Origin of the sequence: Rhodanobacter sp. B04 (genome assembly GCF_002001125.1) — a bacterium.
Classification (GTDB): Bacteria; Pseudomonadota; Gammaproteobacteria; order Xanthomonadales; family Rhodanobacteraceae; genus Rhodanobacter.
Map to the genome: position 1 here is coordinate 297,826 of NZ_MUNV01000006.1, position 11,436 is coordinate 309,261.

The 11,436-nt window shown below is 65.9% G+C and carries 10 protein-coding genes; 8 read left to right on the forward strand and 2 right to left on the reverse strand.

Annotation, left to right across the window (positions count from 1 at the left end; translation table 11 throughout):
- Positions 1-178 precede the first annotated feature (178 nt).
- Both rho and trxA read right to left on the reverse strand, forming a co-directional pair.
- On the reverse strand, positions 179-1,918 hold the full coding sequence (gene rho, locus B0E46_RS04050) for a transcription termination factor Rho (RefSeq protein WP_254425041.1): 1,740 nt from the start codon (positions 1,916-1,918) through the stop codon (positions 179-181).
- Positions 1,919-2,219: 301 nt separating this feature from the next.
- Positions 2,220-2,546 (reverse strand): thioredoxin TrxA, encoded by a 327-nt coding sequence (gene trxA, locus B0E46_RS04055; protein ID WP_077554419.1) that lies wholly within the window; start codon positions 2,544-2,546, stop codon positions 2,220-2,222.
- A 385-nt stretch (positions 2,547-2,931) separates the two neighbouring features.
- Between trxA and B0E46_RS04060 the strand changes: the two genes are divergently transcribed.
- From B0E46_RS04060 to B0E46_RS04095, 8 genes are all read left to right on the forward strand, one after another.
- A complete protein-coding gene (locus tag B0E46_RS04060) occupies positions 2,932-4,677 on the forward strand; it encodes a DEAD/DEAH box helicase (protein WP_139350411.1) in 1,746 nt (581 codons plus the stop codon).
- 120 nt (positions 4,678-4,797) lie between these two features.
- Positions 4,798-5,475, forward strand: coding sequence for a cell division ATP-binding protein FtsE (gene ftsE / locus B0E46_RS04065; protein ID WP_077554420.1), 678 nt, complete (start codon positions 4,798-4,800; stop codon positions 5,473-5,475).
- Positions 5,472-6,452, forward strand: a complete 981-nt coding sequence (ftsX, locus tag B0E46_RS04070) for a permease-like cell division protein FtsX (protein WP_077554421.1) — start codon at positions 5,472-5,474, stop codon at positions 6,450-6,452. Before ftsE ends, ftsX begins: the two co-directional genes overlap by 4 nt.
- A 139-nt stretch (positions 6,453-6,591) precedes the next feature.
- A complete protein-coding gene (locus tag B0E46_RS04075; protein ID WP_077554422.1) occupies positions 6,592-7,434 on the forward strand; it encodes a response regulator in 843 nt (280 codons plus the stop codon).
- Positions 7,431-8,153 (forward strand): uracil-DNA glycosylase, encoded by a 723-nt coding sequence (ung, locus tag B0E46_RS04080; RefSeq protein WP_077554423.1) that lies wholly within the window; start codon positions 7,431-7,433, stop codon positions 8,151-8,153. Before B0E46_RS04075 ends, ung begins: the two co-directional genes overlap by 4 nt.
- Positions 8,154-8,311: 158 nt before the next feature.
- On the forward strand, positions 8,312-9,169 hold the full coding sequence (rpoH, locus tag B0E46_RS04085; RefSeq protein ID WP_077554424.1) for an RNA polymerase sigma factor RpoH: 858 nt from the start codon (positions 8,312-8,314) through the stop codon (positions 9,167-9,169).
- A gap of 91 nt (positions 9,170-9,260) precedes the next feature.
- The gene (locus B0E46_RS04090; protein WP_077554597.1) at positions 9,261-9,941 is read left to right on the forward strand and encodes a response regulator transcription factor; all 681 of its coding nucleotides are present in this window, start codon (positions 9,261-9,263) and stop codon (positions 9,939-9,941) included.
- Complete coding sequence (locus B0E46_RS04095) at positions 9,925-11,298, forward strand: ATP-binding protein (RefSeq protein ID WP_254425032.1); 1,374 nt, start codon at positions 9,925-9,927, stop codon at positions 11,296-11,298. The genes B0E46_RS04090 and B0E46_RS04095 overlap by 17 nt, the downstream gene beginning before the upstream one ends.
- The last annotated feature ends 138 nt before the right edge of the window (positions 11,299-11,436 follow it).

The following is an 11,436-nucleotide window of genomic DNA, read 5'->3' on the forward strand; positions in this document are numbered from 1 at the left end:
ACCGAGGCTATGACGCCGACTAGGAACCCCCAGTCCACTTAGGTTACAACTTTAGATTGATGCGTCTCAGAATTCAAGACGGGATGCATTCGAAGTTCAGCTAGGCCGAAGCGTCAAACGAAAAGACCGTCCGATGAGCGGTCTTTTCGCAAGATTCTTCGAGGCGGGTGGATCAGGATCAGCGCTTCATCGAATTGAAGAACTCGTCGTTGGACTTGGTGTTCTTCATCTTGTCGAGCATGAACTCCATCGCGGCCAGCTCGTCCATCGGATGCAGCAGTTTGCGCAGGATCCAGATCTTGGCCAGCATGTCCGGGTCGATCAGCAGGTCTTCGCGGCGGGTGCCGGAGCGGTTGATGTCGATCGCCGGGTACACGCGTTTCTCGGAGATGCGGCGGCTCAGGTGCACTTCCATGTTGCCGGTGCCCTTGAACTCCTCGTAGATCACCTCGTCCATCTTGCTGCCGGTCTCGGTCAGCGCGGTGGCGATGATGGTCAGGCTGCCGCCTTCCTCCACGTTGCGCGCGGCGCCGAAGAAGCGCTTCGGGCGCTGCAGCGCGTTGGCGTCGACACCGCCGGTGAGCACCTTGCCGGAGCTCGGCACCACGGTGTTGTAGGCGCGGGCGAGGCGGGTGATCGAGTCGAGCAGGATCACCACGTCCTTCTTGTGCTCGACCAGGCGCTTGGCGCGCTCGATCACCATCTCGGCGACCTGCACGTGGCGCACGGCCGGCTCGTCGAACGTCGAGGAGATCACCTCGGCGCGCACGGTGCGGGCGATCTCGGTGACTTCCTCCGGGCGCTCGTCGATCAGCAGCATGATCAGGTGCGCGTCGGGATGGTTGTAGGTGATCGCCTGGGCGATGTTCTGCAACATCATCGTCTTGCCGGACTTCGGCTGGGAGACGATCAGGCCGCGCTGGCCGCGGCCGATCGGCGCGATCAGGTCGAGGATGCGGCCGGTGATGTCCTCGCTCGAACCGTTGCCGCGCTCCAGCTTGAACGACTTGCGCGGGAACAGCGGGGTGAGGTTCTCGAACAGCATCTTGTTCTTCGACGCTTCCGGCGGATCGCCGTTGATGTCGTCGACGCGCAGCATCGCGAAGTAACGCTCGCCTTCCTTCGGATGGCGCACGCGGCCGGTGATGTAGTCGCCGGTGCGCAGGTTGAAGCGGCGGATCTGGCTCGGCGACACGTAGATGTCGTCCGGGCCGGCCAGGTAGGACTCGTCGGCCGAGCGCAGGAAGCCGAAGCCGTCCTGCAGGATTTCCAGCACGCCTTCGGCCCAGATGCCGCCGCCGGAGCGGGCGTGCGCCTTGAGCACGTTGAAGATCACGTCCTGCTTGCGGGCGCGGGCGATGCCTTCGTGGATGCCCAGCGACTCGGCGAACTCAAGCAGCTGGATCGCGTTCTTGCGCTTGAGCTCGGTGAGGTTGATCACCCGGTCGTTGCTGCCCGGATCGGCGTTGTCGTCATCCACCGGCAGGCCGTTCGGGTTGTTGTAGCGGGGATTGCCGCCGCCCTGCGGGCGCGGTTGCTGCTGCTGTGGATTGCCGCCGCGCTCGTTGCGCCGGCGCCGACCGCGGCCTTCACGGTTTTCGCGGGGGCCATTGTTCTGGCCGTTGTTGGGGTTCTGGCCTTGATTCTGGCCTTGCCCCTGATTCGGATTCTGCGCCTGGCCTTGATGCTGGCTGGCCTGCTGGGCCTGGTTCGGTCCCGGCTGTGCGCCGGATTCGCGTGGTTCCTGCGCGGCGCGCGGTGGCGCGGCCTCGGCTTGTGCCGGCGTCGTCACCGGCAGGCTGGCCTGCACCGGGGCAGGTGCTGGCGCTGGACGTTCGACGGCGACCGGCGGGGCGGCAGGAGCTGGTGCGGATGCCGGCCGGTCGGCCGCGGCCTTCTCGGCATTCGCCGCCGCGATCGCGGCTGCCGTACGGCGCGGCGCGCGCGGGCGCGGCTCGGGCTTGCCTTCGGCAACGGGTCGGGTATCGGCGCTCTTGGCGTCGTTCGGGGTTTTGTTTTCGGTATCGGACACGGGCAATCCTCGCAGGGCGCCGTTGAATTACAGGAGGGAGGGTGTGCGTCGCGCGGAGGGCGCAAGGGGACAGGACTGTCCCGACGGACGCGATGAATCTAGCACCCGCTGCGTATCGGCGTAAAGCCTCGCAAGTCGGCCGGAGCGCGCCGGGCCGACTTCGTGCAGCGGGTTTGCAACGGGTGGATCAGATGGCCTTGTCGATCATCTGGGTCAGCTGGCCCTTGCTGACGGCGCCGATCTGGGTCGCCTCGACCTTGCCGTTCTTGAACACCATCAGGGTCGGGATGCCGCGCACGCCATAGGCTCGCGGGGTCTGCTGGTTGTGGTCGATGTTCACCTTGACGATGCGCAGCTTGCCTTCGTACTGCTGGGCCAGCTCGTCGAGCATCGGCGCGATGGCCTTGCAAGGGCCGCACCATTCCGCCCAGAAATCCAGCAGCACCGGGGTTTCGGACTTGAGCACCTGCTCGTCGAAGGCGTCGTCATTCACATGGGTAATCAGGTCGCTCACCGGGGATCTCCGTGGCTGAGGCAAAAACGTCGTGGCTGAAAAGTGGGGTGGCAAACGGCGAAAAACAAGGAGATGACGACGCCAGGGGCCGTCATCGGCTACACTCAGGCGCCCATAAAGCGCGGGTTGGGCAGGAAGAAGAGGTGCCGAGGCGGCAGGTCTTCATTCCAGCGCAACTCCGGGCACGATTCAAGGGCGGCTTGCAAAGCCGTCCGTCAGACCGCCGGCAAACACGGCGTCGCCAGCCGCGGCGCGACCTTGTTGACCCTGACATTGAGCCGCTTCGCGCCCCCGTCCTGCACCGCCCTCCGCCGACGTTCGACGTCCGGCGCCTGAAGCGGGTGCAGCACATCACGCCGCCGTCAGGCAAGGTTTCCACACCCCTATGTCACAAACCGTACTCACCGATACCTTCTTCGCCAACTTCGATTTGCATCCGCTGCTGCAGCAAGGCCTGGACGACAGCGGTTTCACCCGCTGCACGCCGATCCAGGAAATGACCCTGCCGCTGGCGCTGACCGGGCGCGATGTCGCCGGCCAGGCGCAGACCGGCACCGGCAAGACCTGCGCCTTCCTGGTCGCATTGATGAACCGCCTGCTGACCAATCCGGCGGTGGCCGAGCGCAAGGACAGCGACCCGCGCGCGCTGGTGATCGCGCCGACCCGTGAGCTGGCGATCCAGATCGAGAAGGACGCCAAGGCGATCGGCCGCCACACCGGCCTACGCACCGCGCTGATCTATGGCGGCGTCGACTACGACAAGCAGCGCCAGCAATTGAAGGATGGCTGCGACATCATCATCGCCACGCCCGGCCGCCTGCTCGATTACCACAAGCAGAACGTGTTCGGCTTCAACGGCGTCGAAGTGATGGTGATCGACGAGGCCGACCGCATGTTCGACCTCGGCTTCATCAAGGACGTGCGCTTCATCTTCCGCCGCCTGCCGGCGCGCGAGCAGCGCCAGGTGCTGCTGTTCTCCGCCACGCTGAGCCACCGCGTGCTGGAGCTGGCCTACGAGCACATGCACAACGCCGAGAAGCTGGTGGTGGAGAGCGACAACGTCACCGCCGACAAGGTGCGTCAGCTGGTCTACTTCCCCGCCAAGGAAGAGAAGATGCCGCTGCTGCTGAACCTGATCGACCGTGCCAAGCCGACCCGCAGCATCATCTTCGTCAATACCAAGGCCGCTGCCGAGCGCATCACCGAGCGGGTCAAGCGCCATGGCTGCCGCGTCGGCGCGATCTCCGGCGACGTGCCGCAGCTGAAGCGACAGAAGCTGCTGCAGCGCTTCCAGGACGGCCAGCTGGACATCCTGGTGGCCACCGACGTGGCTGCGCGCGGCCTGCACATCCCGGCGGTCAGCCACGTGTTCAATTACGACCTGCCGCATGACGCGGAGGATTACGTGCACCGCATCGGCCGTACCGCGCGGCTGGGCGCGGAAGGCGACGCGATCAGCTTCGCTTGCGACCTGTACGCGATGTCGCTGCCGGAGATCGAGACCTATATCGGCCAGAGCATTCCGGTGGCACCGATGGATCCGGAGCTGCTGGTCATGCCGAAGCCACGCGAGATCGATGCCGAGTTCGCCGCCAACGCCGCCGCCGACAGTGCCGCGTTCGGCGACGTGGTGGCGCCGCGTCCGGGCGAGACGCCGCGCCGCCCGCGTGGTGCTTCTGGCCGCGATGGCGAGCGCCAGGGCGCGGCACGCACGGGTTCACGCCCGCCGCGCGAGCGCAAGCTGTCGGCGCCTGTCGTCGACAGCCAGGCCGCCGCCGTGGTGGTTGCCGTGCCCGCCGCGAATGCTGCTGCGGATGTGGCGGCCAACGGTGCGGCCGAAGGCGTGCGCAAGCCGCGTCGCCGTCGCGGTGGCCGCAACCGCCGTCGCGAGGGCGGCGTTGTCGTTGCCGAGGCGAGCGGGCAAAACAGCGCTGTTGCCGCGGATGGCGGTCGCGCCCCGCGTGGCGAGCGTCGCCCGGCGCGCGAGCGCAATGCGGGGGAGTCCGCTGGTCATGCCGGCAACCGGCCTTCGCGCCAGGTCGCAGTGACGGCCGGCGTGTCCGCCGCCCATCCGCATCCGAAGAAGCCGGGCCTGTTCCGGCGCCTGACCCGGTTGTTCACCGGGCGTTGAGCGCACCCATCGCCGCGGCTGAATCCGCGGCGATCGCCGGCGGCGTGAAGTCCGCATCTTGGCATCGGCTTCCCTTATCCTTGCCGCTGGCAAGACGACAGGCCGGCTCGGGGATACTCGGTGATCCATTTTGATCAAGTCAGCAAGCGCTACGAGGGCGGCCATGAGGCGCTCTCGCAGCTTTCGTTCGAGGTACCGACCGGCGAGATGGCCTTCGTCACCGGTCATTCCGGTGCCGGCAAGAGCACCTTGCTCAAGTTGCTCGGCCTGATCGAGCGGCCCTCGCATGGCACGATCAGCATGGACGGCAAGAATCTGACGAAGATCCGCCGCAGCGGCATTCCGAAGTGGCGTCGACAGATCGGCATGGTGTTCCAGGATCACCGCCTGCTGATGGAGCGCAGCGTGTTCGCCAACGTCGAGCTGCCGCTGGTGATCGGCGGCATCGCACGCGCCGAGCGTGCCCGGCGCGTGCGTGCTGCATTGGAGAAGGTTGGCCTGCTTGCCTACGAACGGCAGCTGCCGGCGACGTTGTCCACCGGCGAGCAGCAGCGCGTCGGCATCGCCCGCGCGATCGTGGCGCGACCGGCCCTGCTGATCGCCGACGAGCCGACCGGCAACCTCGACCCGCAGCTGGCGGTGGAGATCATGGGCCTGTTCGGCGAGTTCCAGCAGGTCGGCACCACGGTGCTGGTCGCCAGTCACGACCTGCCATTGATCAAGCGCATGAAGAAGCGCGTGATCGTGCTCGACCATGGCCGACTGGTGGCCGATCTCGCCGCGCAGGAGGTGCTGTGAGCATGCCGTCCGAAACGCTGCAGACGCCCGCGGCAGAGACCCCGCGCAACGAACACAGCCACGGTCGCCGTTTCGCCGGCTGGCAGGAGCACCACGGTTGGAGCGCAGCGGCCAGCCTGCGCCGGCTGGCCTCGCGCCCGCTGGGCAGCCTGCTGACGATTGCGGTGATGGGCCTGGCGCTGGCTTTGCCGCTGGCGTTTTACCTGTTGTTGGGCAATGTGCAGAAGCTCGGTGAAGCGCTGGGCCAGAGCCAGGCCGTCAGCGTCTTCCTGCAGCCGGGTCAGACCGCGCAGCAGGCTCAGCTGCTGGCCAAGCAACTTGGCGATCGCCCCGAAGTGGCCGCGATCACCGTGAAAACCCCGCAGCAGGGCATGGACGAACTGGCGAAGATGCAGGGTTTCTCCGGCGCCCTGCAGACGCTGGACAGCAACCCGCTGCCGTACGTGCTGCAACTGCAGCCGCGTGCCGACCTGGACGCCGCTGCCGTCGAGCGGCTGGTGAGCGACGTGCGCGAGCTGCACAGCGTCGACATGGTGCAGGACAGCGGCAGCTGGCGGCAGCGGCTGGACGCCTTGCTCGGTGTCGGCAACCGCGTGGTGCTGGTACTGGCCTCGTTGCTGACGCTGGCGGCGCTGCTGGTGGTCGGCAATACGGTCAGGGTGGACATCGCCAGCCGCAGCGAGGAAATCGGCGTGCTGCTGTTGCTGGGTGCCAGCAGTGCGTTCGTGCGCCGGCCGTATCTGTATGCCGGCATCTGGTACGGCCTGCTCAGCGGCATGCTGGCGGCGCTGCTGGCGGTGCTGATCGAGTTCGCACTGGCCGGACCGGTGGCGCAGTTGAGTCGGGCATATGATGGCAAACTGCAAGTGGGCGGCCTGCCGCTGTGGTTGTTGCTGGCGGTGCCGCTGGCCGCGGCTGCACTGGGCTGGCTGGGGGCGCGACTGGTAAGCGCATGGCAATTGCGCAAGGCGGTATAGCCATCTTGCGGCAGAGTGATACGAATCGCAGCCATCGGCGTCGCCGTTGGTGCACGATCGCCAGGCAAGCGGGCGCAGGGGGTGTGACCGCGGGTTCATTGGCCAGGGATCGCCACGGGTTGGGTGGGTGAGCTAAGGAATGAGTACAAATATAAGCAACCGTTTGCTCACCGAGGCGCCGCGCGTGCTGGTGGTGGACGGTTCGCGCGTGGTGCGGCAGTTGATCACCCGCGTACTGCAGGCGGAATTGCCCGGCGTCGAGGTGGTCGGCTGCGGCAGCGGTGCCGATGCACAGCAGATGCTCGGCGAGGGCGTGTTCGACTTCATCACCATCGCGCTGCGCCTGCCCGACATGGACGGGCTGGAGCTGGCGCGCTTCGTGCGCGAGTCGGCGCCGCAGATCTACGTGCCGATCGTGGTGGTGTCGGGCGATGTCGAGGATCGCCTGCACCGGCGTTCGCTGGGCGAGCATGTCACCGATTATTTCGACAAGGCGCTCGGTTTCCAGGCGCTGGCCGAATTCATTCGCGGCTATGTGAGCGCGCAGACGACCGCCGAGGGCACCGTGCTGTACGTCGAGGACAGTCGCGTGGTGGCCCTGGCGACCCGGCGCATGCTGGAGAAGATCGGTCTCACCGTTCGCCATGTGGTCAGCGTGGAGGACGCACTGGCGATGCTGGAGACCGATCGGGCACTCGGCTGGGTCGGCGCCGACGTGGTGCTGACCGATGTCAGCCTGAAGGGCGAGCTGACCGGTGGCGACCTGCTCAAGCACATCCGCGAGCAGTTCGGTTACGGCAAGGGTCGGCTGCCGGTGCTGGTGATGACCGGCGACGAAAACCCGGCCAACCAGGCCGCGTTGATCAAGGCCGGTGCCAACGACCTGGTCGAGAAGCCGGTCGAGGAAAAGCTGTTGATCACCAAGCTGCTGTTCCAGCTGCGTGTGGCGAAGCACCTGCGCAAGCACGCGGGCGAGGCATGAGCGAGGCGGCGCCGGTCCGGCTGGAGCCGTCGTGGAAGGCGCGCGTGGGCGACTATCTGCAGCGCCCGGACATGCAGGCGCTGTCGGCCTTCCTGCGTGCGGAAAAGCAGGCTGGCAAGCGGATCTATCCGCCCGGGCCGGAAATCTTCGCCGCGTTCGAGCACACGCCATTCGATGCGGTGCGGGTGGTGATCCTCGGCCAGGATCCGTACCACGGGCCGGGCCAGGCGCATGGCTTGTGTTTCTCGGTACGCCCCGGCGTGCGCGTGCCGCCGTCGCTGGAAAACATCTTCAAGGAAATCCAGCGCGACCTCGGCATCGCGCGGCCCGAGCACGGTTGCCTCACGCCCTGGGCCGACCGTGGCGTGCTGCTGCTCAACAGCGTGCTGACGGTCGAGGATGGCCGTGCCGGCGCGCATCAGGGCAAGGGCTGGGAAGGTTTCACCGATGCGGCGATCGACGCGCTCAACCGCGAACGCGAGGGCCTGGTATTCCTGCTGTGGGGCTCGTACGCCCAGCGCAAGGGCCAGCTGATCGACGCTCGTCGGCATTGCGTACTTAGTTCGGTACACCCCTCGCCGCTGTCGGCGCATCGGGGCTTTATCGGTTGCGGGCATTTTTCAGCAGCCAACCGCTACCTCGAGAGCCGCGGTCAGGCAGCGATCGACTGGTCGCTGCCGCCGCGTACCGCACTGCAGGGCGCTTTGACGCCCGCTTGAACGCCGCCGTGCGGCCCTCATGTCGGTGCTGTTGGGGGCTGGACAAGGGCGATAAATATATATACTATACGGTTCATTATAGCTCGGAACCAAAACCGGGCTTTAGCACTCTAAGTATCCGAGTGCTAAACTTTGATGTCATTTAGGAGGTTCCACCCATGTCCCAAGCCTTGGTGACCGCCAATTTCCCGCTGCCCAGCGTCGTCGGCAGTCTGGATGCCTATATCTCCGCGGTTCATCGCATTCCCGTCCTGAGCCAGGAAGAGGAGCAGGAACTGTCGCGCGACTTCCTCGACGAAGCCAACCTGGCTGCGGCCAAGAAGCTGGTGATGTCGCACCTGCGTTTCGTGGTGCACGTTGCGCGCGGCTACAGCGGTTACGGCCTGCAGCTGGCCGACCTGATCCAGGAAGGCAACATCGGCCTGATGAAGGCCGTGAAGCGTTTCGATCCGGATCAGGGCGTGCGTCTGGTCAGCTTTGCGGTGCACTGGATCCGCGCCGAGATGCACGAATTCATCCTCAAGAACTGGCGCATCGTGAAGGTCGCCACCACCAAGGCGCAGCGCAAGCTGTTCTTCAACCTGCGCAAGAGCAAGAAGCGCCTGGGCTGGATGAATGCGGCCGAAGTGCGCACGGTGGCGCAGGATCTGGGCGTGCCCGAGGCGACCGTGCGCGAGATGGAATCGCGCCTGTCCGGCCGTGATATCGGTTTCGAGGCGCCGGCGGATGCCGACGACGATGCGAAGCCGGCGCCGGCGGCGTTCCTGATCGACGAAGGCGCCGACCCCTACGAGAACGTGGCCGACGCCGACGATGCCGACAACCAGATGTCGACGCTGTCCAGCGCCCTGAAGAACCTCGACGAGCGTTCGCGCAACATCATCCAGCGCCGCTGGCTGGATGACGACAAGGCCACGCTGCAGGATCTGGCCGACGAGTACGGCGTCTCCGCCGAACGCATCCGCCAGGTCGAGGCGAATGCGATGAAGAAGATGCGCGGCCTGTTCGCCGCCTGAGCCTGCACGGCATCGGTGTCATGCCAAACGGCCTCCGCAGGGAGGCCGTTTCGTTATGCTAGCCGCCTTCCTGTTGAATGACACAAGGCTGATGCCACGCGTTCTGGTCATCGAAGACGACGACGTCACGGCGCGCGAGATCGCGACGGAACTGGCCAATCACGGCATCGATGCCGACCGGGTGGCGGAGGGGCGCGAAGGCCTGGCGCGCGCGGCGGATCCCGGCTACGACGTGATCACGCTGGACCTGATGTTGCCCGGCATGGATGGCCTGAGCGTGGTGACCCAGTTGCGTGCGCAAGGCATCGCGACGCCGGTGTTGATGATCAGCGCGTTGAGCGATGTCGACGAGCGCGTGCGCGGCCTGCGTGCCGGCGGCGACGACTATCTGACCAAGCCGTTTGCTCCCGACGAAATGGTGGCGCGGGTGGATGTGCTGCTGCGCCGCCATCGCCAGCAGGCGCAGCAGACGCTGCTTTGCGTGGCCGACCTGGAACTCGATCTGGTGCGGCATGTGGCGCGTCGCGGCGACACGCAGCTGTCGCTGTTGCCCACCGAATTCAAGCTGCTGGAATTCCTGATGCGCAACGCCGGCCAGGTGCTGACCCGCACGATGATCTTCGAGACGGTGTGGGGTTTTCATTTCGACCCCGGCACCAACCTGATCGACGTGCATATCGGCCGCCTGCGCAAGAAGATCGATGCAGCGGGCCGCGCGCCGCTGATCCATACCGTACGCGGTTCGGGGTACAGCCTTGCGCAGACTGACTGACAACTGGCGCTCCACCACCGCGCGCCTGGTCCTGATCTACGGTTCGTTCTTCGCGCTGTGGGGCATCGTGGTGATCGGCCTGATCCACTGGCAGGCGGCGAGCTATCTGACGCGCGTGTCCAACGAGCTGATCGGTCGTCAGGCGGATTATTTCACGATGCTGGACGAGCCCACGCGTCGGCATGCGTTGAACGACTATGTATCGCTGGAGACCCGGCAACTCAACGCGTGGGGACTGTTCGATGCGCATGGCAAGCCGCTTGCCGGCACCATTACCGCGCTGCCGCCGAAGGTGGCGGTGAATGGCCCGGTGGCCATCGTGCCGCAAGGTCTCGAGCGCAACGATGGCCACGCGCATGTCAGCGTGCGCGCCGCAGCCGTGCGCCTGGAGGACGGGCGCATCCTGCTGGTCTCGCGGGATACCAGCATCGTCGACCGGATCGGCACGATCATCCTGCAGGCGCTGCTGTGGGGCATGTCGCTGACCGTGGTGCCTGGCCTGCTCGGTGGCTGGCTGCTTACCCGCGGGCCGTTGCGGCGCGTGCACGCGATTCGCGAAGCCACGCTGCCGATCATGCGCGGCGATCTGGCCCAACGCCTGCCGGTAAGCCGGCGTGGCGATGAGCTGGACATGCTGGCCGGCATCGTCAACGCGATGCTCGACGAGATCGAACGCCTGCTCGGCGAAGTGAAAGGGGTGTGCGACAACATCGCGCATGACCTGCGCACCCCGCTGACTCGATTGCGTGCGCGGATATACCGGTTGCAGCAACAGTTCGACGAAGACAGCAGCGAGAACGCGACGCTGGAGGCGTGCCTGGTCGACACCGATGCGCTGCTCAATCGGTTTCGGGCACTGCTGCGGATTTCGGAGCTGGAGAATCAGCAACGCCGCGCCGGCTTCGACCGGGTCGATCTGGCTGAGATCCTGCGCGAAGTGCATGCACTGTATCTACCGCTGGCCGAAGATCGCGGCCAGCAACTGGAGCTGCAACTTCCGTCGCTGCCGATGATCCGGGCGGATCGGCACCTGTTACTGGAAGCCTTCAGCAACCTGGTCGGCAACGCGATCAAGTTCACGCCGCCAGGTGGCCGCGTGGATATCCGCGCGCGCGCTGCCGAAGACGGTCCATGGGTGGACGTGTGTGACAGCGGGCCAGGTATCCCGGTTGACCAGCGTGTCGCCGTGACGCGCCGCTTCTATCGGGCGGAGAGTTGCCGCAGCACGCCAGGTTCCGGGTTGGGCCTGAGCATCGTCAGTGCGATTGCAGGTCTGCATGGCTATACCCTGCAGATTGCCGATAGTGATCGTGGCGCGCGTTTGAGCCTGCATTGCCGCGATGCCGCCAACGTGTAGCAGCGGTGGCCATGTGCAGCACGAGCCGTGTTCGACGCGGCGCATCAGCCGAATATGAAAATATCTTCATGCGCTGAATCGGTCCCGGCGAGGCGTCGCGTGTCAAAATTTGACGCTACGCAACATTCTCGCTGGATA

Coding starts and splice junctions, on each gene's coding strand:
- rpoH (WP_077554424.1), top strand. CDS start 8,312: ATGTCCCAAGCCTTGGTGACCGCCAATTTCCCGCTGCCCAGCGTCGTC.
- B0E46_RS04060 (WP_139350411.1), top strand. CDS start 2,932: ATGTCACAAACCGTACTCACCGATACCTTCTTCGCCAACTTCGATTTG.
- B0E46_RS04090 (WP_077554597.1), top strand. CDS start 9,261: ATGCCACGCGTTCTGGTCATCGAAGACGACGACGTCACGGCGCGCGAG.
- B0E46_RS04075 (WP_077554422.1), top strand. CDS start 6,592: ATGAGTACAAATATAAGCAACCGTTTGCTCACCGAGGCGCCGCGCGTG.
- ung (WP_077554423.1), top strand. CDS start 7,431: ATGAGCGAGGCGGCGCCGGTCCGGCTGGAGCCGTCGTGGAAGGCGCGC.